25 protein-coding genes and 1 pseudogene are annotated in these 25,580 nt (G+C 37.1%); 7 read left to right on the top strand and 19 right to left on the bottom strand.

The window, feature by feature from the left end; translation table 11 throughout:
- Nucleotides 1-189: 189 nt before the first annotated feature.
- The 7 genes and pseudogenes from NST76_RS03560 to NST76_RS03530 all read right to left on the bottom strand — a co-directional run bounded on the left by NST76_RS03560 (nucleotide 190) and on the right by NST76_RS03530 (nucleotide 9,394).
- Nucleotides 190-1,806, bottom strand: coding sequence for an extracellular solute-binding protein (locus tag NST76_RS03560; protein WP_082673726.1), 1,617 nt, complete (start codon nucleotides 1,804-1,806; stop codon nucleotides 190-192).
- 19 nt (nucleotides 1,807-1,825) lie between these two features.
- Nucleotides 1,826-2,704 carry a carbohydrate ABC transporter permease gene (locus NST76_RS03555; RefSeq protein WP_036126512.1) on the bottom strand — a complete coding sequence of 293 codons (879 nt, stop codon included), beginning with the start codon at nucleotides 2,702-2,704 and terminating at the stop codon, nucleotides 1,826-1,828.
- Nucleotides 2,705-2,717: 13 nt separating this feature from the next.
- Entirely contained in the window at nucleotides 2,718-3,710 is a 993-nt protein-coding gene (locus NST76_RS03550) for an ABC transporter permease subunit (RefSeq protein WP_342535346.1), read from the bottom strand.
- Nucleotides 3,711-3,728: 18 nt separating this feature from the next.
- Entirely contained in the window at nucleotides 3,729-4,880 is a 1,152-nt protein-coding gene (locus NST76_RS03545) for a Gfo/Idh/MocA family oxidoreductase (RefSeq protein ID WP_271912430.1), read from the bottom strand.
- A 1,051-nt stretch (nucleotides 4,881-5,931) separates the two neighbouring features.
- A pseudogene (locus NST76_RS03540) lies at nucleotides 5,932-6,180 on the bottom strand (ATP-binding cassette domain-containing protein); the annotation flags it as partial.
- A 720-nt stretch (nucleotides 6,181-6,900) separates the two neighbouring features.
- Entirely contained in the window at nucleotides 6,901-7,521 is a 621-nt protein-coding gene (locus NST76_RS03535) for a thermonuclease family protein (RefSeq protein ID WP_340809962.1), read from the bottom strand.
- 133 nt (nucleotides 7,522-7,654) lie between these two features.
- A complete protein-coding gene (locus tag NST76_RS03530) occupies nucleotides 7,655-9,394 on the bottom strand; it encodes an ABC transporter ATP-binding protein (protein WP_342504101.1) in 1,740 nt (579 codons plus the stop codon).
- 121 nt (nucleotides 9,395-9,515) lie between these two features.
- On the opposite strand from NST76_RS03530, the gene NST76_RS03525 reads away from it, so the two are divergent.
- Genes NST76_RS03525 through NST76_RS03515 form a run of 3 tightly spaced genes read left to right on the top strand, consistent with a single transcriptional unit; the run spans nucleotide 9,516 to nucleotide 14,280 of the window.
- The gene (locus tag NST76_RS03525) at nucleotides 9,516-10,946 is read left to right on the top strand and encodes an ABC transporter permease (RefSeq protein ID WP_342535345.1); all 1,431 of its coding nucleotides are present in this window, start codon (nucleotides 9,516-9,518) and stop codon (nucleotides 10,944-10,946) included.
- Between the two features lie 13 nt (nucleotides 10,947-10,959).
- Entirely contained in the window at nucleotides 10,960-12,456 is a 1,497-nt protein-coding gene (locus NST76_RS03520) for an ABC transporter permease (RefSeq protein WP_342544633.1), read from the top strand.
- 12 nt (nucleotides 12,457-12,468) lie between these two features.
- The gene (locus NST76_RS03515; protein WP_036126570.1) at nucleotides 12,469-14,280 is read left to right on the top strand and encodes an ABC transporter substrate-binding protein; all 1,812 of its coding nucleotides are present in this window, start codon (nucleotides 12,469-12,471) and stop codon (nucleotides 14,278-14,280) included.
- Between the two features lie 632 nt (nucleotides 14,281-14,912).
- On the opposite strand, the gene NST76_RS03510 is transcribed toward NST76_RS03515, so the two are convergent.
- Nucleotides 14,913-15,494, bottom strand: coding sequence for a phosphatidylglycerophosphatase A (locus NST76_RS03510; protein WP_036126573.1), 582 nt, complete (start codon nucleotides 15,492-15,494; stop codon nucleotides 14,913-14,915).
- A 113-nt stretch (nucleotides 15,495-15,607) separates the two neighbouring features.
- On the opposite strand from NST76_RS03510, the gene NST76_RS03505 reads away from it, so the two are divergent.
- From NST76_RS03505 to NST76_RS03495, 3 genes are all read left to right on the top strand, one after another.
- Complete coding sequence (locus tag NST76_RS03505) at nucleotides 15,608-16,327, top strand: alpha/beta hydrolase-fold protein (protein WP_058844600.1); 720 nt, start codon at nucleotides 15,608-15,610, stop codon at nucleotides 16,325-16,327.
- Nucleotides 16,328-16,410: 83 nt separating this feature from the next.
- Nucleotides 16,411-16,926 (top strand): YjcG family protein, encoded by a 516-nt coding sequence (locus NST76_RS03500; RefSeq protein ID WP_036126625.1) that lies wholly within the window; start codon nucleotides 16,411-16,413, stop codon nucleotides 16,924-16,926.
- Between the two features lie 3 nt (nucleotides 16,927-16,929).
- Nucleotides 16,930-17,358 (top strand): GNAT family N-acetyltransferase, encoded by a 429-nt coding sequence (locus NST76_RS03495; RefSeq protein WP_058844599.1) that lies wholly within the window; start codon nucleotides 16,930-16,932, stop codon nucleotides 17,356-17,358.
- 126 nt (nucleotides 17,359-17,484) lie between these two features.
- On the opposite strand, the gene NST76_RS03490 is transcribed toward NST76_RS03495, so the two are convergent.
- The 6 genes from NST76_RS03490 to NST76_RS03465 form a co-directional block, all read right to left on the bottom strand.
- On the bottom strand, nucleotides 17,485-17,733 hold the full coding sequence (locus NST76_RS03490; protein WP_036126630.1) for a stage VI sporulation protein F: 249 nt from the start codon (nucleotides 17,731-17,733) through the stop codon (nucleotides 17,485-17,487).
- 127 nt (nucleotides 17,734-17,860) lie between these two features.
- Nucleotides 17,861-18,034 carry a YjcZ family sporulation protein gene (locus NST76_RS03485; RefSeq protein WP_080717135.1) on the bottom strand — a complete coding sequence of 58 codons (174 nt, stop codon included), beginning with the start codon at nucleotides 18,032-18,034 and terminating at the stop codon, nucleotides 17,861-17,863.
- A gap of 65 nt (nucleotides 18,035-18,099) precedes the next feature.
- On the bottom strand, nucleotides 18,100-18,459 hold the full coding sequence (spoVAE, locus tag NST76_RS03480) for a stage V sporulation protein AE (protein ID WP_170829916.1): 360 nt from the start codon (nucleotides 18,457-18,459) through the stop codon (nucleotides 18,100-18,102).
- A gap of 16 nt (nucleotides 18,460-18,475) precedes the next feature.
- Entirely contained in the window at nucleotides 18,476-19,471 is a 996-nt protein-coding gene (locus NST76_RS03475; protein ID WP_036126636.1) for a stage V sporulation protein AD, read from the bottom strand.
- Complete coding sequence (gene spoVAC, locus NST76_RS03470) at nucleotides 19,465-19,920, bottom strand: stage V sporulation protein AC (RefSeq protein WP_036126638.1); 456 nt, start codon at nucleotides 19,918-19,920, stop codon at nucleotides 19,465-19,467. The genes NST76_RS03475 and spoVAC overlap by 7 nt, the downstream gene beginning before the upstream one ends.
- Nucleotides 19,921-20,325, bottom strand: a complete 405-nt coding sequence (locus NST76_RS03465; protein WP_230593937.1) for a YhcN/YlaJ family sporulation lipoprotein — start codon at nucleotides 20,323-20,325, stop codon at nucleotides 19,921-19,923.
- A gap of 135 nt (nucleotides 20,326-20,460) precedes the next feature.
- On the opposite strand from NST76_RS03465, the gene NST76_RS03460 reads away from it, so the two are divergent.
- Nucleotides 20,461-20,985, top strand: coding sequence for a CotY/CotZ family spore coat protein (locus NST76_RS03460; protein ID WP_008174263.1), 525 nt, complete (start codon nucleotides 20,461-20,463; stop codon nucleotides 20,983-20,985).
- A 65-nt stretch (nucleotides 20,986-21,050) separates the two neighbouring features.
- On the opposite strand, the gene NST76_RS03455 is transcribed toward NST76_RS03460, so the two are convergent.
- The 5 genes from NST76_RS03455 to NST76_RS03435 all read right to left on the bottom strand — a co-directional run bounded on the left by NST76_RS03455 (nucleotide 21,051) and on the right by NST76_RS03435 (nucleotide 25,540).
- Nucleotides 21,051-21,452 carry a hypothetical protein gene (locus NST76_RS03455; RefSeq protein ID WP_230593938.1) on the bottom strand — a complete coding sequence of 134 codons (402 nt, stop codon included), beginning with the start codon at nucleotides 21,450-21,452 and terminating at the stop codon, nucleotides 21,051-21,053.
- Between the two features lie 53 nt (nucleotides 21,453-21,505).
- The gene (gene mgtE, locus NST76_RS03450) at nucleotides 21,506-22,882 is read right to left on the bottom strand and encodes a magnesium transporter (RefSeq protein WP_036126643.1); all 1,377 of its coding nucleotides are present in this window, start codon (nucleotides 22,880-22,882) and stop codon (nucleotides 21,506-21,508) included.
- 297 nt (nucleotides 22,883-23,179) lie between these two features.
- Nucleotides 23,180-24,076, bottom strand: coding sequence for an RluA family pseudouridine synthase (locus NST76_RS03445; RefSeq protein WP_036126675.1), 897 nt, complete (start codon nucleotides 24,074-24,076; stop codon nucleotides 23,180-23,182).
- 1 nt (nucleotide 24,077) lies between these two features.
- A complete protein-coding gene (locus tag NST76_RS03440) occupies nucleotides 24,078-24,872 on the bottom strand; it encodes an NAD kinase (protein WP_036126648.1) in 795 nt (264 codons plus the stop codon).
- Nucleotides 24,869-25,540 carry a GTP pyrophosphokinase family protein gene (locus NST76_RS03435; RefSeq protein ID WP_036126650.1) on the bottom strand — a complete coding sequence of 224 codons (672 nt, stop codon included), beginning with the start codon at nucleotides 25,538-25,540 and terminating at the stop codon, nucleotides 24,869-24,871. Before NST76_RS03435 ends, NST76_RS03440 begins: the two co-directional genes overlap by 4 nt.
- Nucleotides 25,541-25,580 lie beyond the last annotated feature (40 nt).

The raw sequence follows: 25,580 nt of genomic DNA, 5'->3' as shown, positions 1-25,580 counted from the left end.
TACGATTCACATACAACTATATATCGTGCATGCTTCATTTTAAGTGTGAAGAGTTGGTTTCTCTAACTAGACACGTCATTAGAAAGAAGGTTTATAGAATGAGGGTCACATAAGCTTGGAATCAAAAGTGACTATTTAGCTTATGTGACCTTCTCCTTCTTATTAAGCTTGAAGGAAATCTAAATCTAATTATTTTGATCGGTCATATGCCCCTTGTGCTACTTCCAAATATTCTTGTAAGCCCATCTTCTCAATTGTTTTCTTATAATCATTCCATTTATCGAAGCTTTCTTTACCTGTAATAAAACTTGCCGTCATTTCATTTACATACGTTTGAATGTCTGTTAAAACGGCTGACACTCGATCATTTTCTTCTACTGTGTAATTCAATCCTGGAATAATTTCATCATCTTTCAATGCATATGGCATTACTTGGTTAGCATTGTTAATAGAATTTTCCTTAGCCTCTGCACCTTGGAAGTACTTTTTCGTTACAATCCCAGGGTAATAGCCGCCTGGCCATGTTAAATAATCACTTATCGCTTGATCTAAGTTTTTGCCATCTGGGTTATTCGTAATATTTTCTACATATTGAATAGTACCATCCGCATTTTCTTCATAAGTGACACCTTCAAAGCCCATAAAGAACATTTTAGCTCCTTCATCACCATATAAATGATCAATCCAACGAACCATCGCTTCAGGATTTTTCGCTTTATCTGTTAAAACAAACATGCCTAAATTACCAAGACCATTAGTCATCGCAGTAAATTGTCTATCCCCATTCGGTCCTTCTAAAACTTGTGCACCAGTATAACCATCTATTTTATATAACTCTTTCGGGTCTACTTCACTAAGCATACCAAACGTCCCTTTAGCTGCTTCTGCCGCAAATTTCTGAGGCTCTGTCGTAAATACATCTTTATTGATTAAACCTTCTTTGTAAAGTTTATTTAAAAACTCAAGTAATTGTTTATATTCGTCTGTCGTTGGCACGAAACGGAATTCTTCAGTTCCTTTTTTAAAGTCTAAATTCAGATTCATCGTTCCTTGTTTGTTCAAGCCAAATGAACCTCTTAAATAAGAAATAATTTGTTCAATACCATAGCCAGTTCCCCAGCCTTGTTCATCTTGTAAACCATTGCCATTAGGATCATTCTCTTTAAATGCTTTCAGCACGTTATACAAGTCTTCTGTTGTTTCAGGTGATTGTAAACCTAGATTATCAAGCCATTTCTGGTTAATCCATGGAGCTCCGACGCGAAGTGATGAAAACTTCGGATCGTAAATTGTTGGGAAGCCATAAATATTGCCATCTGCCATCGTCACACCTTGTTTTACAGATGGATATTCTTCTAATAGTTTTTTAAAATTTGGAGCATATTGATCAATATAATCATTCAACGGTAAGAATACACCTTGTTGTCCATACTTGATTAAATCAGTTTTTGAAAATGCTGATGCAAAAAATATTTCTGGATAATTTCCAGCAGCTAAAAGTAAGTTCTTTTTGTCCGCTAATACTTCAGTCTGAACAGTTGTCCAATTAATATGGATGTTAGACATTTTCTCGTATTCTTCCCATAACATTAGATTGTTCCAATCTTGTGATGCAAAAAACTTTGCTGCAAAACCGTCTACTTCAATTTTCTCTTTTGTAATAGGCATATCCGTTGCATTCAAATGATCTAGATTACCGCTTTTTTCTCCACCATTATCTTTATTATCTGAACATGCTCCTAGCAAACTTGCAGCTAACATCAGGCTTGTTACTAAACCGTAAACACGCTTTTTTTTCACTTTCATTTAAAATCGCCCCTATTCTTTAACCTTTTAATGAACCAATCATGACACCTTTTACAAAATATCTTTGTAAGAATGGATAAAGCATTAACATTGGTAGGTTAGCAACGATTAAAACTGCGTACTTTAACCCTTCAACGCTAAGTTTTTGAGCTAAAAAGCTTTCTGACGTCGCTTTAATCATATCGTCAGCTTGTCCTTGAATTAATATTTGCCTCAGAATAAGTTGTAGTGGAAACTTATCTTGGTCTTGCAAGTAAATCAATGCTTGGAAATAAGAGTTCCAATGTCCTACAGCGTAAAATAAAACCATGACTGCCATAACTGGTAATGATAGTGGTAGAACAATACTCCACAAAATACGGAAGTTCCCTGCGCCATCAATCATGGCAGATTCCTCTAGCTCATATGGAATGGACTGGAAAAATGTCCGCATAATAATGATATTCCATACAGCTACCGCGTTCGGAATAATCATGACCCAAAAAGTATTAATCATGCCCAAATCACGAATTAATAAATATGTAGGAATTAGTCCTCCACTGAAAAACATGGTGAAAACCATAAATGCCATAATAAAGCCTTTTCCTTTTAAATGTCTACGAGAAAGAGGGTAGGCTGCACAAATTGTCATCACGATATTTAGTAATGTTCCAAAGAATGTGTATTTCAAAGTGTTGATAAATCCATTCATAATATCTGGATTTTGGAATACCTTTTGGTAGGCCTCCACCGTAAATTCCTTTGGCCATAGCCATATATCCCCCGAGATTACGTACTCCGGATTACTAAGGGAAGCACTTAAAACAAAAATAAGTGGATACAAAACAACAACTGCTACAATTGTTAAAAAAATATAATTAAAGAGTGTAAACGCACGATCGCCCTTTGATTCTTTCATGTCAATCTCTCCTTTACCATAAACTTGTATCACTCACTTTTTTAGCTATTTTATTAACCATAATAAGGAGGATAAAATTAATGATAGAGTTGAATAAGCCAACAGCTGCTGAAAAGCTATATTGCGCTTCTAAAATCCCGCTACGATAAACGAAAGTTGATATAACATCCGATGCCGACATATTTAAATCATTTTGCATTAAAAATACCTTCTCAAATCCAATTGCCATGACAGATCCTACATTTAAGATAAATAAAATGACAATAGTCGGCATAATCGCAGGAATATTAATATGAATAATTCTTTGGAATTTTGATGCCCCATCTATCATTGCCGCCTCATGCTGTGCTGGATCTACGGCTGCTAAAGCGGCAATATATATGATGGAGCTCCATCCCATCGTTTGCCAAACATCAGATAGTACGTATATTGATTTAAACCATGCTGGTTCTGAAATAAAATCAATTGGTGTACCCCCAAATAACAAAATTATTTGATTAATCATCCCATCAGACTTTAAGAATAGTAACAGCATACCCACAACGACTACTGTTGATAGAAAATGTGGGGCATAAATAACTGTCTGTACAAATTTTTTTAAACGAAGACTTTTCACTTCATTTAATAGCAATGCAATAATGATTGGTATTGGGAAAGATATAAGTAAAGTGAATACACCAATCCCTATCGTATTTTTTATTAAGCGCCAAAAATAATAACTATCAAAAAAACGTTCGAAATGCTTAAACCCTACCCACGGACTTCCCATAATTCCCTTTGTAGCAATGAAATCCTTAAAGGCAATTTGCACCCCATATAGTGGATAGTAATGAAAAACCAAAAAGTAAAGTATGACAGGAGCTAGTAATAAATAAAGCTCCCAATTTTTTTTGATAGATTTTTTCCACTCTACCAAGTGATTTTTCTTTACTTTTGATTGCTTTTTGAAAAAACGTTGTGTTTTAGATGTTTTGTCCTCAACAGTTGTTTTATCTAAAAGCGTCATAATTACACCCCCAATTTATCAATGTTGCAGAATGGTAGATTCCTGTATGATCTCCATAACCTTGCCTCCGTTACGAATAGACTCTGTTGCTGCGCAGCCCACCGCAACACTCATTCGTCCTGCAAATGGCGTTGTTAAAGGTTCTTTATTGTAGAGAATGAGTTCTACAAAATCTTGGGCAATTTTTGGATCAGCCCCACCATGGCTTCCTTCCTCAGGCTTCATTTCGTAAACAACATCACTAAGTTCTTCCCAAGAATTTGATTTTCGTGTTTTTAAATAAATTTTATTATTGATATCATCATTTTCGATACGCCCTTTCGTACCTATGAATGTATAATTTCGTGAATAGTCTGGTGTGAAGTGACATTGTAAGTAAGAAGCTTTTATGCCACCTTCCAATTCCATAATGACCATATTATTATCCTCTACATCAATTTCTTCACGGAATGCACATTCCGTAAATGTATGTTCAACATATTCTGGACAAGTTTTTTTCTGGTCACATGTCGGACACGTTAACGTATTTGGCTGATTTCCACCATAATAATCTAAGCTACCAAATGCAGAGACTTTCGTTGCATATTTCCCAGAAATCCAATGAATGACATCTAAATCATGTGAGCCTTTTTGAAGTAGCAGAGATGTTGTATTTTTTGAATTACCATGCCAATCGTGGTAGTAGAAGTAACCGCCGAATCCAACAAAATGACGTACCCATATAGCCTTTAATTCTCCAATAGCTCCTGAGTCAATTAAGCCTTTCATCGTTTGATACATACTCATATAACGCATATTAAAGCCAACCATTAGATGCTTTCCTGACTTTTTCCATGCATCTAATATTCGATCGCACCCTTCCACAGTAATGGCTAATGGTTTTTCAGCATATACATGCTTGCCTGCACTTAAGCAAGTAATAATATGTTCTTCATGCAGATAATCTGGTGATAAAACCGCAATTGCGTCGATATCATCTCTTGTTAATAATTCCTTATAATCCTTTGTTAAAAATAATGGTGTATCGAATTTTTCCTGAAATTTTTCTAAACGTTCTTGAGAGATATCAGCTAATGCTACTATTTCTGATTCTCCAGTAGGTTTATGCCAGTATTGTGCTAAGCCCCCTCTTAAACCGGCTCCAATTACACCAATTCGTATTTTTTTCATTGTAATTCCCCCTCTTATCCTTGCTCCCCTGTATTTCGTAAACGTTTACAAATCAAATTAAACTATTCATAACAACACCACTACACGTCAACACGTTGTAGGTACAAGTTAAAGTAAAAAAATGTAATGAATATTCCAAAAATTCAACTGGAATAAATATATAATTCTAACACTTAATATGTCAATACCCTAGGTTTTGTTCGCTAGTATAAATTAAATAAAACGTATATGAGTTGACCTATCCGAAAATTCAGAAAATATATCACTTCTTCAATAGCTCAATCTACTACTCTATTTTCTTAAAATATTTTTCTAAAAATAAACAAATTTCGAAATGAATCATCTATATGTAAACGATGCTCTCTATATTTTGGTTTTTAATAATCCAATTTTGACTAATATCAAATAGTACCTGAAAATTAAAACTATATGGGCTCAGTAGACCACCTAGTTCATATATTTTATTAGTGCTTGAAGTATTAATTTTGCAGTATCTTTTATATAAAAATAATGAGAGACAGCTTGTTGAGTTACTATCACAGACTGTTTTTTATGCTCAAAACATAAAAAAACGACTCACCTATAATAGGTGAGTCGTCTGAGATTTTCACGTTCCCAAAAAATGAGGGGGGTTTCAGGAGCGTAATCATGAACTAGCAAACTTCTGGAGAAAAGTAGCTAAAGTTCATCCTTTCTACACTGTATTGTAGTCAAGGAATATTCTTTATATGATAATGATAATCATTTTCATTTAACTTGTCAACAATAATCTTATAATTTGTTTAACTTCTTTTTTCATGCTAACAAATACTATATTTATTAGCAAAGTTCAATCAGTAACGATCTACCCTCAATTACTTTTATAAACTATTGTTGCTCCAATGAATATAAATAAGGTTACTAGGCTCATCATTGTTTCTATTGCTCGATATTATTGGAAGACCATCAACAATTGTTGCTGAAACTGTATCCCTTTATTGTAGTATAGTGTGTGCAGACTAACACAAATTATTTTAAAAGCTAGAACGGAAAACAGACAGTTGCTACTGCAAACGATTTGAACAGAACGAGCAACATCAAGGTTGTTCAATGGCTCGTCCAATAGTACATATTCAGTTTCTTGACACAAAACCATCGCTACATATGTCCTTTGTCTTTGACCACCAGAAAGTTCATCTAAATATCTATTCTCTAAATCAGTTAAGTCTAAGAAATCGATATATTTAGAAATAATCATCTCATCTTCTTTAGTTAATCTTCCCTTTGAGTAAGGAAAGCGACCAAATCCAACTAGTTGTTTTGGGATACATCTACTAACGAAAACCCCAACATCTTATTATGCTAAAATTAGGTTTGGTGATTTTAAGAGAATTAGATTAAAAAAGCTACTGCCTGTAGAATACAGACAGTAGCTCATAGTGTTGAAAAACAAAACCATCCATAGAATTTATGTGAAAGGTGAAAAAGGATTTCCGTTGCAGGCTACTTGCTTTCCTGTGGGCGAGCGGCGAGCCGCTTCCTCCGTGCAGGGGCTCGCCTATCTCGCTATTCCCACGGGAGTCAAGTAGCCTTCCACTCCAATCCATAAAATAAAAATGTTCACTTTTTAGCAAAAAAGTGAAGGTATTCACTACTCTTTTATGGTGGGGTGTTGTCACACATCACTTCTCCACATTGAAAGTAAGAGGCTATCCTCTCTTATAATATAAATAATGGGCTATTTTGTTCAGGAAAAGACACTTTTGCAGAATGGTTGATTGGAGTGGAGCCAGCGTCACTCCTAGGGGATTTAGCGTCACAGATGAGACCCTGGAGCGAAACGCAGTGAGTGAAGCGGCTCATCGGACGCCCCCTGGAAAGGACGCTGGCGGAGCGGAAATCAACCCCTCGCCTTAAAAAATTGCTTATTATGCCGTTGACATTACCTTTTTTCAACAACATAAGCTACTGCCTGTAGAATACAGACAGTAGCTTTTTTGAAATTGCCCTTTAAAAGGCGTATAGTAAAGGGATTTTTAGTTTATTGAACTACTTCAGGGTGGAAACCATCATTTTGGAAGTAGTCATCATGTGACCAAATATTTAATTTTGCATCCTGTGTTTTTTGTTGAATAGCTCTAAATGCATCTTCAAATGTGTTGTTTGGCTTATGAATATAACGTACAACTGCAAGACCTTCCTTTAATAAAGATTCCTGCAATAATACATCATCTACAAAAACATAGGCTAGAAGGCGATCATAATTGTCTGTTTCTGGTCCAACATCATAGATTGCTTCAATTTTTTTAGCCTTTTCCAATAAATTAATCGTGTAATCTTTTGCTTGTTCAGCATATGGCTGGGCATCGCCTTTGTTGTAATTCATTTCAGGTGTATCCACCATTAACAGACGAATTTTTCGTTTCTCACCATTAATTGTCGCCTGAATCGTATCTCCATCATATGCTTTAATATAGTCTAGCTCAAAGCGTTTATTTCCTGTTTTTTCTTCCACTTGTTCAATTGAAATAGTACCTTGCTGATCTGTCACTGTTTTAGTATCTTGATCTTCGGCAGGTGATCTGCCAAATATCATGTACAATGCTACAGCCAGAATAATCGTACCACTTGTTATTAATGTTTTTATATCTTGCATTTTCATGTAGTAGGCCCCTCACAACTAATCATCTTTGCTTATACCTACGCTTGGTATAAGTTGTGCAACTCATCATTAGGAAAACAAAAAGTTGCACGATGTTTCTATTGTAAAATATCAAGCTACTACATTCAAGCTATCACATTGTCACAGCTACCCAATGGTTAGGAGAAACCTCTACTAGCTGACTATTTTCTACTTCATAGCGTACTTTTTTATCTTCGATATATTCGGCATCATTATATTTCTTCTTCTCTATTGCAGGATCTGGAATAGGTATTGAGCGTAATAATGCACGGGTATAAGGATGCTGTGGATTAGTATATAGTTCTTCACTTTCTGCCAATTCAACAATTTTCCCACCATACATGACCGCAACACGATCACTAATATGTTTCACCATTGACAGATCATGGGCAATAAATAAATATGTTAAACCAAGTTTTTGCTGTAATTCCTTTAATAAATCTACAATCTGCTTTTGAATAGAAACATCCAGTGCTGATAAAGGTTCATCACAAACAATAAAGTTTGGCTCGACTGCTAATGCTCTAGCAATCCCAATTCGCTGACGTTGCCCCCCTGAAAATTCATGAGGATAACGCATAGCATGTTCTTTCCTTAAACCAACAAGCTCAAGCAATTCCTCTACTCGTAGTCGTCTCTCTTCATGTGTCTTCACTAGACCATGAATATCAAGAGCTTCTCCAATAATATCTAAGATTTTTTTTCGAGGATTTAACGATGAATAAGGATCTTGGAAAATTATTTGCATATGACGACGCATTGCCTTTAACTGCTTTTTCGTTAGTCTTGTTACGGGTATGCCTTGATATAAAACCTCTCCATTTGTAGGCTGATGAAGCTGAAGAATCGTTCGACCTGTAGTAGATTTTCCTGAGCCTGATTCACCAACCAAGCCCAATGTTTCACCAGGATATATATGGAAGGATAAATCATTGACTGCTTTTAGCGTTTGACCACGACCTAGTGAAAATTCCTTCGACAGATGTGTCACCTCAATCAATGGCTTATGACGATCGATACCTGACTGAATATTGGCTATTTCTTTTGGCTGCTTTTTCTCATGCAACTTTGGTAGCGCATTCAATAATTTTTGGGTATACGGATGCTGAGCATTCGCAAAAATCTCTTCCGTTGTGCCCTGTTCAACAATTTCTCCTTCTTTCATGACGATGATACGATCACACATACCTGCAACTACGCCTAAGTCATGTGTAATTAAAACAATAGACGTCCCCATTTTCTTCTGCATATCACGCATCAATTTCAGTATTTGCGCTTGAATCGTTACATCAAGTGCTGTTGTTGGCTCATCCGCAATAAGCAGGGATGGGTTACAAGCAAGTGCCATGGCAATCATCACACGTTGGCGCATACCACCTGAGAATTCGTGAGGGTATTGTCGATATCTTTCTTCAGCATCTTGAATACCAACCAGTTTTAATAATTCAATTGTTTGTTGGTAGGCCTCTGTTTTTGACATGGCCTGATGCTTGATTAAACTTTCAGCCACTTGATCTCCTATTCGAATGGTAGGGTTTGTTGATGTCATCGGATCCTGAAAGATCATACTAATATCTTGTCCACGAATCCCTTCCATTTGTTTTTCACTTAATTCCGTGAGTTCTTGGCCTTTAAACACAATAGTGCCAGATTTCAGAAATGAAGGCGGCGATGGTAATAAACGCATAATGGAACGAGCCGTTACACTTTTTCCACTTCCAGACTCTCCTACAATTCCGAGTGTTTCACCTTTATTTAGATGGAAGCTAACGTCCTTAACAGCTTCGAATTCTGTCTCCCCTGTGATAAAGGACACGCGAAGATTATTGATTTCTAAAAGCTTTTCATTCATTCGACCCATCCTTTTTAAAATTTGTGATTGACTTACTTACAAGTATAATCCATACTTTACAATACTGATAGGAATTATACAATATGATGCTGAATATTTTATTTACGTTTGGAGGAAATGCATGGTTACTTCAAAAAATCATTTAAAACCTAAGGAATTTATTTTCTTTTCTACGGTTTATCAAAAACTAATGCATCAAAAGCCTTACCATTTGATTCTTTTTTTCTTAAGTATTTTAGTTCATCCCTTTACATACTTTATCTATCGGAAAAGAAAACATTCAAACAATTATGATCAGGCTTTTGCATTACGTAGTCAGTACTACCTAGAGAAGGCTTTGGTTGCTCACTGGCAAAAGGACTTTGAACAACAAGAAATAGCAAAAGCTACCTTTTTTAAAGAGACTGTATTACAGTCACAAATTCAAACAACAGCCAAGCAATTAGCTCAAAATAAACTACAACAGCAAGTGGATCAAGATTTACAAAAAGAGGGCATACAACAACTAACGTATAACCAGTTTTTTAATCAGCTACTAACAAACAAACGCTTTGTCGCTCTTACCTTTCTACCAGCTGTTTTATTTTATGTAGTACTTATCTTATTTGCGAATCCGTTCCTACAATTTATTATTGAACGTCTTTTACAAAGCTTCATTGTCATTGTTGGTGTAGCTACATTGGTGTTTACTATTTTGTATTTATCACCATTTGACCCAGCAAGAAACCTACTCGGAGTTGAAGCAACACCCGAGCAGATTGCGAATTTTAATCGTATTCACGGTTTAGATCAGCCTTATTTATCGCAGCTTTGGAACGCACTATCTGGCCTATTTACATTTGATTTAGGAACATCCTTTGCAGGTAAAGAAGATATTACCCACAGCATTGCGACAAAATTTCCTGTCACACTTGAAATAGCCGTATTGTCATTGTTAATGGCTATCGCCATTGCTATTCCAGTCGGTATTATTTCAGCTGTTCGTCCAAATTCATATTTGGATTATACATTTATGTTCATTGCTTTAATCGGTTTATCCATCCCAAGCTTTTGGCAAGGTTTAATTTTTATTTTAACGTTTGCTTTAAAGCTTCAATGGTTTCCAGCGACCTATAATCCTCACAATTGGTTATCGCTCATCATGCCCATTATCGTCTTGGGAACATCCATTACAGCATCCATCGCTAGGATGACAAGGTCGAGTATGCTTGAGGTGATTCATGAGGATTACATTATTACAGCAAAAGCAAAAGGCTTAAATGAATTTAAAGTCATTTCAAAACATGCCATTCGTAATGCCATGATTCCAATTATTACGGTGATTGGACTTCTTTTTGGGGGTATGTTGGGAGGCGCATCTGTAACAGAAAAGGTATTCAACATTAGTGGGATTGGTAGCTATATCGTCGATAAACAATTTATCCCTGATATTCCGGCCATTCTTGGAGGCGTTGTTTATATTGCCATTACTATTTCAATTGTCAATTTATTGATTGATATCATGTATGCCTTTTTTGATCCACGCATTCGCTCGAAAATGAAGAAGTCTTAAAGGAGGATCACCTGTGAAAAACATCTTACATGTCAAACTACTCTTGAAGATTACACAGGAATATGTCAATTCTCATTTCACTTTTGTCTTTTCCTTATTGTTTTCTTTCTTGTTTCTAGCCTATAGCTATAATTTTTCTACCAATAACTGGCGACCAGTTATTATACTCTTTTTTGTTATTTATGCTATTACCACGGCATATGTTGCTTTCATCAATTTACGAATTAAAAAGGACTTAGCAAAGCACGGTGACATTCAAAAAAGCACTCGAGTGCTGGGCTATCCATTGTTAATCACTATATTGTCAGGCAATATTTTTTCAACATCCTTTGCATTTATGCTTGTGTCGAAAAGAAAATCTGCAGAATATACTTTTGCAGCCTATGCCTTTATTACACAATTATTCATCATTGGTATTGCAGCATTGAATATATTTAAACCATATGTAACGGATACCTTTTTACTGGCGATGGGTGTTTTCTTAGTACTAGCGCTATTTTATATCGTGATGGCCATTTTATGTACGAAGTATGTGACAGCTACTGAGGCACCTAAATGGATGATTATTCCCGGCGTTTTATTACTATTTGCAACTTTCACTGGTAATCTATTTGCGACATTACTAGGCTATAGCCTGATTCAAAAGGCTCGAAAGGCAAATCCGTCTTCTATAGAAAAGTGGCAAAAAATATGGGAAAAGATTTTACGTAATACGATGGCTGTATTCGGCTTATTCTTCATTATTTTCATGTTCTCATTGTCCGTCACAAGCTCTTGGACTTTTGACTATGATTTTGCTACAGAAAATAACTATGGTGCGTTACTGCAAACACCATCATTGGACTATCCGCTAGGCACAGATAATTACGGACGAGATTTATTTTCTCGCATTGTATTTGGTGCACAAATATCGTTAATCGTCGGATTTTTCTCAACGATTATTCCAGCAGTTGTGGGAGGGACATTAGGCGCTTTGTCAGGCTATTATGGAAAATCCACTGATAATATCATCATGCGAAGCCTTGATGTTTTATATGCTATCCCTGGCATTTTGTTAGCTATTGCTATTATCGCTGCCTTTGGTGCTAATACAGTGAACCTCATTATTGCGCTTAGTGTTGGGGCAATTCCAACCTATGCTCGTACAATGCGGGCTAATGTTATGCAGCTTGCTAATTTTGAATTTGTGGAATCAGCTAGAGCTTTAGGTGCATCTGATGCTGCTATTATTTTCAAGCATATTGTTCCCAATTCATTAGCACCAATGATTGTGAAAGCAACCTTAACGATTGGGGGAGCTGTTATTTCAACAAGTAGTTTAAGTTTTTTAGGGCTTGGTATTGAGCCACATATTCCCGAATGGGGCAATATTTTAAAAGTTGGTAGTACGTACCTGGAGACACATTCATATGTCGCGATTTTCCCAGGTCTTTGTATTATGCTTCTTGTCCTCTCCTTTAACTTCTTAGGAGATGGTTTACGAGATGCTTTAGATCCAAAAACAAATTAATTGGAGGTAACTATGAAGAAATTACTTGTATTTTTATTCGTTGCAGTACTAGCTTTAGCTGGCTGTGTACAAACAAAAACTGACGTAGAAGGCAGTAAAGATTCAAAAGATAATAACAAGAGCAATGGCAAAGTGGCCATTGAAGTATTAGGAATGGCGTCTGCTGAAGAAGATATGAATATTGTACGCGACCAATTGGTGAAAAATGGTTTTGATGTAAAACTAAATATTCAACCAGATTACGGTTCATTCTCTGCTCAAAAAGAAGCGGGTAACTATGATCTTGCTCTTTCAAGCTGGACGACAGTAACTGGGAACCCTGACTATGCTGTACGTGGTCTATTTAAAACAGGCGGTGACTACAGTGTTGTTGCAGATTCAAAATTAGATGCACTAATCGATGAAGCAAGCACATTGACTGGTGAAGAAGCAGCAGCTAAATATAAAGATTTAGAGCAATTACTAGTATTCGATCAAGCTTATATTGCGCCTTTATATATTTCCAATAAATATCAAGGGATCTACTCTGAATTAGTAAATCCTAAAACGGTCCTTTTACCAAAATCTCGTGCACAGGTTTGGGAAAAAATTGAATTTAATGATGCGGCTAAAAATGCAACAGAACCTTTAATCTTACACCAAACAATCAACTCCCTTACTTCACTTGACCCAATCAAAGGGAATGATGGTTCCATCAATACATTAAACACGAATATGTACGTTCGTCTTGTTAACTTAACAGATACAGATGAAGTTGTTTCAGATGGTTCATTATCTTATAACCATGTAATGGCTGAAGGTAATCAAGAATATTACTTCATTTTACGTGATGATATCCACTTTGCAGCTGTGAAAGATGGTGCAGCAGTTGATACAGGTGAATTAGTGTCAGCTGAAGATGTTGTCTTCTCATTAAATCGTGCAAAAGATGCTAATTCAGTACCAGATCATCGTACTTATAGCATTCATGAAAATATAGAAACAGTGGAAATTGTTTCTGATTTAGCTGAATTACAAAGCAAAAAAGTAGCAGGCTCTGAGCAATCAGTGTTAGATGCATTATCACAAAACCTACCTGCTTCAATAGCACAATTAACAAAGGAAAAAGGTGCTGTTCATAATGCAGCAGGTGCATACCAAGTTGTTAAAATTACAACGCCAACTCCATTCCCACAAGTATTAAATTATTTAGCACACCAATCTGGTGGTATCGTATCTGAAAAACAAGTAACAAGCATTAATACGTATGACGTGGCTAGCTATGATCCTGATAAAGACATTGCCTATGGTGATCAAGCTACTATAACAGAAGGTTCAGCAACATTTAACAATCAGCTATATGCAAGTGGTCCTTACATTTTAGTGAAGAAAAATGATTATGAAGCACAATTCGTGAAAAACCCTGCTTACCGTGCAGGTAGCGAATATGAACCAAAAATCGCCAAAATTAATGTTCGATTTATCTCTGATGTTGATAGTGCACTATCTGCATTACGTAATGGTGAAATACATGTTCTTCAAACAGTTCCAGAAACGAAGTTGGATATTGTGAAATCAGACGCTAAATTAACATTAAATACGGCAGATAGTAATGCTGTGTCTTACTTACAAATGAATACGTCTGGACGTGCAGTTTCTGATTCAGCAGATTTACGTAAAGCAATCCTATACTCCATTAACCAAGACGAATTCATTAGCTATTACCAAGGCAATAAAAAACCAGCTGTATCCACAGTATCTCCATTAATCGATACTGGTTTAAAACTGGAGGCAGATAGCGAGAAAGTAAAAGAATTTGTAAAAGCATATAACGATAATAAGTAATACTAATTTGAGCCTTCTCAAAATTTGAGAAGGCTCACTTAGTGTTGAAAAACAAAACAGTCAATTGGAAGGTAGAAATGGATTTCCGTTGCAGGCTACTTGCTTTCCTGTGGGCGAGCGCCCCGAGCCGCTTCCTCCGCTATCGCTCCGTTTAGAGGCTCGCCTGTCTCGTTATCCCACGGGAGTCAAGTAGCCTCCACTCCAACCTACAAGAGTATTACCTTTTTAGCAAAGGTTTTCAAATAAGGCGAAGGTCTTCACTACTCTTTATGGAGAGGTGTTGTCACACATCACTTCCCCACATTGAAAATAAGAGCTTATTCCCTCTAAAAATAATGGGCTATTTAATCGCTATATTACTATGAAAAAAAGTAAAGACACTTTGCAGAATGGTTGATTGGAGTGGAGCCAGCGTCACTCCTAGGGGATTTAGCATCACAGATGAGACCCTGGAGCGAGCGTAAGTGAGTGAAGCGGCTCATCGGACGCCCCCTGGAAAGGGCGCTGGCGGAACAGAAATCAACCTCTTACCTTGCAAATTTGCTTTTTCTGCCTTTGACATGATCTTTTTTCAACAACATGAAAGCCTTCTCAAAATTGAGAAGGCTCATTTTTAATAGTAGAAACTCATTTTATATTTCATTATGTGATTTTGGTTTTGGTCCTAGCTCTTCAGGCTCGATATCAGCAAATGTTTCGCCTTCCTCTTCTAGATCACGCATGCGGTGTGCAATACGTGAAGCCGCTGAAGCTGCTATACTGCCAACTAAATCATCTAAGAATGTGTTGACATGATGTCCAGGTTCTGTATCGAGTTTTTTAATAATCCCTATTTTTTGCTTGTCTAAATGACCAAAAGTGGTAACGGCGATACTGCCATATGTAAAAACAGATCCTAGTGCGATTGTTTCGTCTACACCAAATAACCCCTCATCCGATTCGATAATTTGTTGCAGTGGTGAAGATAATAATTTTTTCTCTGCTAGTTCATCTAATTCAATTCCTACTAATAAAGCATGCTGTACTTCTCGCTTACGTAAAACACGTTCAACAGAATGAACACAATGCTCCAGTGTTAAACCTTCATTATAGGTTTTTTGCATTTCGTAAACAATTTTTGCGATATCCTCTATCGCTACACCTCTACGAATTAACGCGGCTTGAGCTGCCTTTGCTACTTCGTCAGAGTGCACACGAATACTTTTATTATGCATAATTAACCCTCATTTCGATTTTTATTGCTAGTATAAAGCTAGCCCAACCTATTATACCTTTACTTTCGTAATATGGTACAATTTTGTTACAAACACAAGAAGGAGTGTCATCATTGGATAAGGGAACAGTACAGGATTTAACATTTTATAGTGAAGCATTACAGGAAGAATTACAGCTCTATATTTATGTTCCTGCAAATTATTCTCCACTTTATAAATACAATATTTTAATCGCATCAGACGGTAAAGATTATTTCCAACTCGGCGGCATTACAAAGCTAGCTGATGAACTGATTGATGACTATGAAATCGAAAATTTAATTATAGCATTTGTTCCTTACAAAGATATTAAAGATCGACGTCATAAATATATTCCAAGCGGTGAGCAACACGAAGCCTATCTACGCTTTTTAGCTCATGAGCTAGTACCCTATTTAGACAATGAATATGCCACTTACCAAATGGGTATGAGTCGTGGCGTCATTGGAGACTCTATGGCTGCCACTGCTTCCTTAATGGCTGCCCTAAAGTACCCAAGCATCTTTGGCAAAGTCATTTTACAATCACCATATGTTGATGAGGATGTCTTACAGGCTGTTGAAAAATTTAAAGATCCTGGCGCGATTTCTATCTACCATATAGTAGGTAAGGGCGAAGATCAGGTAGTGACAATGGATAAAACCATCAAAGACTTTTTAACACCTAACCGTCAATTACATGAGCTCATGATTAGTAAAGGGTTCACTACATTTTATGACGAGTTCGAAGGCAATCATACATGGAAATATTGGAAACCAGACCTTCGACGTGCTTTAATTGAAAATTTCAATTAATATTGGGTGATTCAAATTACGAAAATTGAAATTTCTGTTATACTTAAATAGAAAAATTGTTTATTTTCGGGAGGTAATGGACTATGAAGTACGGTATTGTGGCATTTCCATCAAAAAAATTGCAAGATTTAGCAAACACTTATCGCAAACGTTATGATCCTCATTATGCAAAGATTACACCGCATATGACGTTAAAGGACAGCTTCGATGCATCTGAAGAAGAAATTCAAACCATCGTCAAGCAATTGGATGAACTTGCTGCTAAATATGCACCTTTAAACATTCATGCATCTCGCATAAGTTCGTTTTTCCCTACAACAAATGCGATTTACTTCCGCATTGAACCAACTGAACAATTAGTAGCATTCCAACATGAACTTCAAGACAACATCCCTCATGGGGAAATGAAACATGTATTTGTTCCTCATATTACAATCGCTCAAAAAATGTCAGCTTCTGAGCATGACGATATCTTTGGACAATTACGCATGACTGGCGTTGATGAAAAGGATACAATTGATCGCATCCATCTTTTATATCAATTAGAAGATGGCTCATGGACAACATATGAAACATTCCGTTTGTCTGGAGCTGAGTGATTCTTGTATCAGGTGAAAATTGTTGAAACAAAGCAAGAACACGATGATGCCTTTGCTATTCGGCAAAAGGTATTTGTTGAAGAGCAGGGTGTTCCGCTTCATCTAGAATGTGATGCTGAGGATGCCACTGCAACACATTTCATTATGTATGATAACGTTGAACCAGTAGGAGCAGCACGTTTACGTAGTATTGACGGCACAACAGCTAAAATTGAACGTGTTTGTATTTTACAATCTCAGCGTGGCAAAAAATTAGGAGCTTTAATGATGAAGGAAATGGAGAAGCATGCCATTTCTATCAACAAGGAAATATTAAAATTGCATGCACAAAGCTATGCCATTCCCTTCTACGAAAAGCTTGGATTTACAGTTACCTCTCCTGAGTTTATGGATGCAGGTATTCCACATCGTGCTATGAAGAAAAAAATGTAATCAAAGGGTGTTACGATATGCATTGCGCATTGTCGTAACACCCTTTTTAAATAGACACGAATTCGCTTGCCACCATTTATCTACTCCATCGTAACAAGCTACATTGCCAAGTAGATATGCCATACGCTACTTCATCATTCTAGTGATTTTATCTAAATCTAGTGATGCGCCATCTTGAATAATAGATTGTACAAGTTTATCTTCCAACTCTTGCGTAATCGATCTGTTAGAAATTTTAGCTACACGTCTTACAATTTTTCTTACTTGTTTTTCACTGGTAAAATCCGCATGTTGAATGGCATTGGCTAATGCGAAGATTTCATCCATCGATACACCTGTTTTTTGCTCAATCGAATTAAAAAACGAGCGATGCATGTTTTCCCTCCTATCATTAAAACTCAAATTGACCTTGCGTCTTGCACGAAACATTTCGCAAATGGTGGAGGCCTTAACCTTATTTAGATAGTCCTAAATAGAAGCTAAAGCCTTTATGTTCATCAAATTAGATGTAAGTAGCGCCAACAATAATTAATAGAATGAATAGGACAACAATTAGAACAAACGTAGAACCATAGCCATAGTTGTTGCCGCCTCCAGAGTAACCTCCGCAATAGCTATTGTTCCACCCACCAACATTATTTCCATAAGGTTGTGAGGACCAGCCTTGATATCCCATAAAAGCACCCCTCCCTTCTACAACCTATAATATGTTTCGGTTGTAAAAATGGGAGGGGTATTCGTCTAGTCAATATTTCCTTTTGGTTTAAAAATTAATGCACCGATAAAGCCAAATACGATAGCAGCACTGATCCCTGAGCTTGTTACTTCGAACATGCCTGTTAATACGCCAACAAGTCCATGCTTTTCTGCTTCCGCCAATGCCCCATGAGTTAATGAATTCCCGAAGGATGTAATGGGTACTGTAGCTCCTGCTCCAGCAAAATTGATTAGTGGCTCATATAAACCCATACCATCCAATACGGCACCGAGGACAACCAACGTACTTAGTGTGTGTCCCGGTGTTAAATTGCCAACATCCATTAATAATTGGCCTATGACGCAAATAATGCCTCCAATAATAAATGCAAATACAAATGTCATAACCATGGTTTTTGCCTCATTTCATTGTAATTTCTATCGCATGTGCCGTACATGGAATCGTCTCGCCTTGTTGATAGGATAGCGGCGATAATAATGCCCCTGTTGCCACAAGTAATACTCGTTTATAACTCCCTGCGCGCATTTGTTGAATAACATAACTAAAAAAAACAGCCGCCGAACAGCCTGCTCCACTTGCACCAGATTGGAATGCTTCATCCTGTCCATAAAATTCGGCACCTGCATCACGTAATAACGTTAGCTCTTCATTCTTCACACCATTTTCCACAAGCATTCCTTTCAACAGCTTTAATCCAAGCTGACCTAAATCACCCGTTAAAATTAAATCATAATGATAAATTTTTTGGTTTCTTTGCTGTAGGTGAGATTGAATCGTTTGAAAGGCGGCTGGTGCCATCGCTGCACCCATATGGAAAGGATCATCCATGCCATAGTCAACTGACTTGCCTATCGTTGCTGCTTCTATAGAAGGATACTCCTCACGATGCTTTCCAATAAGGGCATAGCCTGCAGCTGTCACAGTCCATTGTGCAGTTTGAGGTTTTTGAGCACCATAATTGATGGGATAACGAAATTGACGTTCAATGGAATTATGCTGACTTGAGGCACCAGCTAATGAAAAATTAGCCACACCTAACTCTGTTAATAGGCATGCAATAATGGCAGAGGATACAGATGTTGCACAAGCCGAAAATAATCCAATAAAGGGGATTTCTAAATCTCTAGCTGCAAAATTGGTCGGTGTCATTTGATTAACCAAATCCCCACCCATTAAATAATCAATATCTCCGTTTTGTATGCCCAATTTTTTCATAGCAAATTCACAGGCCTCTTCGATCATTTTGCGATGCCCCTGTTCATTTGTTTTCATCTGCCATCGTTCATCATCATAGACCGAGTCAAAATACTGACTAAAAATACTGCGATTCTCCAATGGGCCAGCTACTACTCCACCAGCTAAAAGAGATGGTTTCGATTGAAAAACGATTACCATGAAACCACTCCTATCGTCACAAGGATATATTTAATGAGAGCAACGAAAAATGCAGATACTACTCCAAATAATACAACTGACCCTGCCAATTTAAATAAATTGCCACCGACGCCCAGTACCAACCCTTCTGACCGATGTTCGATAGCCGCAGAAATAACGGCATTACCAAAGCCTGTTACTGGAACTGCTGAGCCTGCTCCAGCAAATTGACCAATTTTTTTATAAAGGCCCAAGCCTGTTAAAATCATGGCAAAGAATACCATTGTGGCAACAGTTGGATTTCCTGCTGTTGCTTCCGTAAAATTGAAAAAAATAATATAAAAAAGGGACACAGCTTGACCAATTGCACAAATCAGTCCACCAACAAAGAATGCCTTAGCTATATTCTTTAAATAAGGGGGCTTTGGTGTAACATATTGCTCTAACTGTTGGTATTGTTCTTTTTCCATTTATGTCTGCTCCTTTGCAAGCTCTTTTAGTTTTGTAATTTTATCGCTCAATTTATTATCTTCAATCTGATCCTTTTTTATTTTATTGGCTTCATAAAAAATTTTATAATCAGCTGAGACAAATACATCTTTGTTTGGATATTTCTCATCAAATTTCTTTTGCAATTTTTTCTCTAGCTTAGTCTTTTTCCACTTTTCCCATGGTTTGATTTGTACTGCAACAAGCATACTATCGTCATATTGGATAACCGTTGATCGTTCAACATAGTCTTCTTCTTTTATAAGGGCTTCGACTTCACTTTCATTTTGTGGCGACCCATAGACAATAAATTTTTCTTTTTCAGCACAACCATTTAACAGCGATAAAACGACTAAGAGAGGTAATGTCATTCCTAGTAGCCTCAAATGTTTTCCCCTCCTTTTCTTTACAGTTTCTCCACACATAAAAAAACTATTCATTCGAAGATATATACGAAAGCCCGAGTCCATTTTTCAAAAGTACATATTGTAGAAGTAGTAACAAGGAAAGGAGGTGACAATATGGGTTGTGGTAAGCCAACAAATCCTATTGGACCAATCCATTCAGCAGGCTGCGTTTGTGACGTAGTTCGCGCTATTTTAGATATTCAAAATCAAGCGGTGCGAGATGAGTGTTCTCCATGTACAGCGAACTGTTTCTTAGAACCACTAGGCGGAATTGTTAGTCCTGCACGCTCTCAAGCAGATACACGTGTATTCATGTTAATTACAAAAGATGGTACTCCTTTCAAAGCATTCTTTAACTCTCCAACAGCAGATCCTTGTATTTGTACATCCGTATTCTTCCGTGTAGAAGATATGTTTGATGAGTGCTGTGCAACTTTACGTGTTTTAGAGCCATTATGTACATTTGACTCTAGTGAAAGTACAGTAGACTTATTAAGTCGTGACGGCTGTTGCGTAAACATGAAGAAAATCTGTAAAGTAGATGACTGGAACTCAACAGATAGCTGTATTACTGTAGATTTATCTTGTTTCTGCGCTGTACAATGTATCGCTGATGTTGACTTAGGGATTTGTGATTAATTTCTTTCACCTTTGACACACACACATAAAAAAAAGTGTACAGCATCCTCTGCTGTACACTTTTTTTATAATGTTGGCAATTTTCTTCCACGCCACAGTATTTGTTGTATCTCTTCAAAATGAATGATTTCCTGTGTTTTTAATTCTAATGACGTTAGCATTAAAGAATCACTCTGTACTTCTGAGGCAGTTCCAGTTAATTTTCTACCATCTTTTAAGCAAACTAATAATGGCTGATAGGCCCTCTGACGAAATGGCTTTTCTAAAAATTGAAGTTGTTTTAGTAAGTACGGATCTATTTGTACATCTTCTACGATATCTTCTTTCCCATCAACTGTTTGCTCATCGAAAATGTTGTCCCTTACATATACGGATGTACTTTCATCCAAATCAAGTTCATGTAACGCCTTAGAAATATTTAAAAAATATGATGGTGATTTTATAAACAAGCGTGGCTCTCGATCCACTTTACTCACTTCCCTTTTTTCCATACAATATGCGAAAGTAAGTAAATTGGTTCTTAGCCTATTTGACTTAAAAAAACTGTCGCTAATCCTAAGTAAATTAAAATACTTGTTATATCATTTAAAGTTGTAATAAAAGGTCCTGATGCCACAGCAGGGTCTATTTTTAGTCGATGCATTAACAACGGAATAAAGGAACCCGCTAATGTCGCGACTAAAATAGAACCACAAAGTGCTGCTCCTACTAACATTCCTAAAACAAGTTCATGTTTCCAGAAATAAACAATGCCAATAACGATTAATCCACAAACAACGCCTGACATTAAGCCTGTACCTGCTTCACGTAGTAGTAACTTGAATTTACTATGTTCTTCCACGTCTCCTGTTGCAATACCTCTGATCGCCACGGCTAATGCTTGTGTTCCACTATTCCCTGATGTTCCTGAAATAAGTGGAATAAAGACAGCTAGTAAGGCTACCTTATCTAAAGTATCTTCAAATTGCCCCATTAAATTGGCTGTCAGCATACCTAAAAACAGTAGTACCACTAACCAAGGTAAACGTTTTTTAGCTGCTTGGAAAGGTGTTACATCAAACTTATCCATATCCGAAATACCGGCTAATTTTGAGTAATCCTCAGAAGCCTCTTCATCAATAACATCAATAATATCATCGACCGTGATAATACCGAGCAGTTCCCCTTTATCATCAATAACAGGTGTCGCTAAAAAATTATAGTCCTTCATAATTTGTGCGACTTCCTCTTGGTCATCATTTGCATGTACCATCACAACACGTTCATTCATAATGGATCGAATACGTGTATCCTCGTCAGCAATGATTAAATCTCGTAGTGATATAACACCTGTCAAACGGTGTTCTTCATCCACCACGAAAATATAATAAACAGTCTCTGCATCTGGTGCTTCTTTACGCAAAATGGCCATTGCTGAACGCACTGTTGAATTTTCTGGTATAGCAACGTATTCAGTTGTCATAATAGAACCGGCTGTATATTCATCGTAGCTTAATAGCTCATTAATTTCTTCAGCCGTTTCCTCATCCATCATTTCCAAATAGCTTTCACGCTGTGCCAAATCCAGCTCATTTAAGACATCTGCCGCATCATCAGCATACATATGCGAAAGCATTTCTGCCCCATATGAAGGATCCATTTCAGCTAGGTACGCTTTATATTCATCATCTTCGATATCGATTGCCTGAAAAATATCAGCCATTTCTGTCGGAGACAAGAACGAATAGATGATCTTCCTTATATCAGGTTCCACCTTTTCGTAAAACGTTGCCTGATCATATGGATGAAGTTCTAAAAACTCATCACGGAATGCATCAATATTATGTGCTTCGAGCATTCCTCGTAGATGTGCCTCATCAAATTGCACATCATCCTTTTCATTTCTTTCCTCTATCATGCTTGTCCCCTCCTTCCGAGCTTTCAATCATCTTTACGGGCAATGCCGTAAATCTACCTTCTATATAATAGAGTGTATTATACCTTTTCTGCAAACCCTTTTTTAAGTTATCCATCAGAGTCGGTGTACAGATTTTTATAAAATTTGATTTTAAGCGTAAAATCATGACGATTTCTATTTTACTATACATTAATTTTATAAAGTCGGTGTAAAGATACTTCCTATACACTGTTATTACATCAAAAATGATAAGGAGATGCCCGTTTGTGCGAACATCTCCTTTCTATCAGTCAAAGACTACTTCAATAATCTCTGCATGTCTTCATTTAACATACTTGTAAAGTGTAATGGCCTACCAGTCAGTGGATGCTCCATACTTAAGGAGACACAGTGTAGTGCTTGTCGATCAATCAAATGACGGCTTCCACCATAAAGGTCATCCCCAACAAGTGGATGCCCAAGGTACGCCATGTGTACGCGAATTTGATGTGTACGTCCTGTATGCAATTGCAATCGTACATATGTCACTGGTTCAGCATCAAGTAAAAACCGCTTTAGCACGGTTACATCTGTATGTGCATATTGCCCATCTTCTCGTACTTCTCTTTCAATAATACTCGTCACTTTACGCCCTATAGGAGCCACAATGGATTGAAAATTTTGTTCGACATGGCCATGCACAATCGCCTCATATTGCCTTGAAATGTTTCTACTACGCTGAGCAAGCCCTGTTAAATGATGAATGTGTGCATGCTTGGCAATACAGAGTAAGCCTGATGTATCTCGATCTAACCTTGTGACTATGTGGGCTGTGGAAGCTAATCCTTGTTGCTCAAAATAGCCACAAACTAAATTTGCAATGCTTTTGGTTGGATGCTCTCTTGAGGGAATTGTACTCTGGTGAGCTGGTTTATCAAGCACTAAGATTGCATCATCCTCAAATACGATGGTTAAATCACCATGCTCAATAGCAAGACCGTCACTTCTTTCCTCAGGAGGAAATGTCACTCCCACATAGTCACCCTCTTGAAGGACATGTCTCACATTACGTTCAACACCATTGACTGTTAATAAGCCACCATCAAACTTAATGGCGGTTAAGGCTTTCTTGGATATACGCCATTCCTGAAGGGCTTCTCGTAATAATTGCCCCTCTTTATCAGCCACAAAGTGCAATGTAAACCTTGTATCCATATTATTCATTAGCGACGAAAGATTCATGCACGCGCTCCCAAAATGGGAATGGTCGGAAACGGGCAAAACGTACTTTTTCATTTGCTACATTAAATGCAATAGCCTTGACATCACCTTGTGTAATTTGCAAGTGATCGACGGTCATATTAAAGTTCTGTTCATTTACCGGACGTAACACACAATGATGGTGTGCTGGTAATATTAATGGTGATCCTACTGTTCTGAAAACACGATTATTAATGGATGCAATTTCAGTGACTTGTAGTGCCGCTAATGTAGGATGGATAATTGCCCCACCAAGTGCTTTATTATAAGCCGTACTACCAGAAGGCGTTGATACACATAGACCATCTCCACGGAAACGCTCAAATTGATTGCCGTTCAGCTCGACATCCATAACAAGTGTTACATCTGGCGATTTGATTGTTGCTTCATTTAACGCTAGGTACGTATTCGAATCGGCATTGTGATGCTCTACTTTTACTTCTAAAAGTGGATACTCCACAACATTAAAGTCTTTTTTAGCAATGGATAAAACTAATTTTTCTAATTCAGATGGCTTCCAATCCGCATAAAACCCTAAATGCCCCGTATGAATACCAACGAATGCTACTTGGTCTAACAAATGAGAATATCGATGAAAGGCATGCAAAAGCGTGCCGTCTCCTCCAATAGAAACAACGATTTCTGGTGTTTCCTCATCATAAGTTAAGCCAAAATCCTGTAAATAAGTTTTAGCTAGCTCCATTAGCTCGTTAGATTGTGCATCTCTACGTGATTGAATCGAAAATTTCATTGGGCGTCACGCTCCTTCTCTGTTAGTAAATTAGGATTCGATGCTTCTTTGTATTCGCTAAAGTAGGCCTGTGCCTCTTGAATTTCACTACGAATCAATGACATTTCCTCATCCAATCGAAATGCTGCCTCTGCTGCACTTTGTAAACGATTTTTAATTTCCTCTGGGAACATGCCCTTATATTTATAATTTAAAGAGTGCTCAATAGATGCCCAGAAATTCATGGCTAGTGTTCGAATTTGGATTTCGGCTAACACTACTTTTTTTCCTTGAATCGTTTCAACAGGATATTCCACGATCATATGGTAGGAGCGGTAACCACTTGGCTTATTATGTGTAATATAATCGCGTTCTTCCACTACACGCATATCTTTACGCTGACGAATAAGCTCTGTTACCGTTGCGATATCATCAACAAATTGACACATAATCCGAAGCCCGGCGATATCACCAAGTTCATCACCAAGTTGTTTAGAGGGCTCAAAAGCTAATCCTTTTTCTAATGTTTTATCATATATACTTGCTAAAGGCTTAACACGTCCTGTTACAAATTCAATTGGTGAATTGGCATTAACAATACCAAATTGCGAACGCATGCCTTTTAATTTTACTTTTAACTCGTCTACTGCTTGTTTATAAGGACTTAAAAATATTTCCCATTGTCCCATTGTAAAAACCTCCCGACATTCGGTATCGAACACCACCGTC

It is taken from the genome of Lysinibacillus sp. FSL W7-1291 (assembly GCF_038593415.1).
GTDB classification, from domain to species: Bacteria; Bacillota; Bacilli; order Bacillales_A; family Planococcaceae; genus Lysinibacillus; species Lysinibacillus fusiformis_D.
This window is presented reverse-complemented; position numbering and strand designations above follow the sequence as displayed.

Bases quoted from the DNA above. Each gene is read 5' to 3' on its own strand.
- mgtE (WP_036126643.1), bottom strand. From the start codon at position 22,882: ATGATAGAGGAAAGAAATGAAAAGGATGATGTGCAATTTGATGAGGCA.
- NST76_RS03560 (WP_082673726.1), bottom strand. From the start codon at position 1,806: ATGAAAGTGAAAAAAAAGCGTGTTTACGGTTTAGTAACAAGCCTGATG.
- NST76_RS03515 (WP_036126570.1), top strand. From the start codon at position 12,469: ATGAAGAAATTACTTGTATTTTTATTCGTTGCAGTACTAGCTTTAGCT.
- NST76_RS03555 (WP_036126512.1), bottom strand. From the start codon at position 2,704: ATGAAAGAATCAAAGGGCGATCGTGCGTTTACACTCTTTAATTATATT.
- NST76_RS03545 (WP_271912430.1), bottom strand. From the start codon at position 4,880: ATGAAAAAAATACGAATTGGTGTAATTGGAGCCGGTTTAAGAGGGGGC.
- NST76_RS03445 (WP_036126675.1), bottom strand. From the start codon at position 24,076: ATGGATACAAGGTTTACATTGCACTTTGTGGCTGATAAAGAGGGGCAA.
- NST76_RS03485 (WP_080717135.1), bottom strand. From the start codon at position 18,034: ATGGGATATCAAGGCTGGTCCTCACAACCTTATGGAAATAATGTTGGT.
- NST76_RS03475 (WP_036126636.1), bottom strand. From the start codon at position 19,471: ATGGTAATCGTTTTTCAATCGAAACCATCTCTTTTAGCTGGTGGAGTA.
- NST76_RS03460 (WP_008174263.1), top strand. From the start codon at position 20,461: ATGGGTTGTGGTAAGCCAACAAATCCTATTGGACCAATCCATTCAGCA.
- NST76_RS03500 (WP_036126625.1), top strand. From the start codon at position 16,411: ATGAAGTACGGTATTGTGGCATTTCCATCAAAAAAATTGCAAGATTTA.
- spoVAC (WP_036126638.1), bottom strand. From the start codon at position 19,920: ATGGAAAAAGAACAATACCAACAGTTAGAGCAATATGTTACACCAAAG.
- NST76_RS03510 (WP_036126573.1), bottom strand. From the start codon at position 15,494: ATGCATAATAAAAGTATTCGTGTGCACTCTGACGAAGTAGCAAAGGCA.
- NST76_RS03490 (WP_036126630.1), bottom strand. From the start codon at position 17,733: ATGCATCGCTCGTTTTTTAATTCGATTGAGCAAAAAACAGGTGTATCG.
- NST76_RS03435 (WP_036126650.1), bottom strand. From the start codon at position 25,540: ATGGGACAATGGGAAATATTTTTAAGTCCTTATAAACAAGCAGTAGAC.
- NST76_RS03535 (WP_340809962.1), bottom strand. From the start codon at position 7,521: ATGAAAATGCAAGATATAAAAACATTAATAACAAGTGGTACGATTATT.
- NST76_RS03525 (WP_342535345.1), top strand. From the start codon at position 9,516: ATGGTTACTTCAAAAAATCATTTAAAACCTAAGGAATTTATTTTCTTT.
- NST76_RS03440 (WP_036126648.1), bottom strand. From the start codon at position 24,872: ATGAAATTTTCGATTCAATCACGTAGAGATGCACAATCTAACGAGCTA.
- NST76_RS03530 (WP_342504101.1), bottom strand. From the start codon at position 9,394: ATGAATGAAAAGCTTTTAGAAATCAATAATCTTCGCGTGTCCTTTATC.
- NST76_RS03550 (WP_342535346.1), bottom strand. From the start codon at position 3,710: ATGACGCTTTTAGATAAAACAACTGTTGAGGACAAAACATCTAAAACA.
- spoVAE (WP_170829916.1), bottom strand. From the start codon at position 18,459: ATGACATTTGTATTTGCATTTATTATTGGAGGCATTATTTGCGTCATA.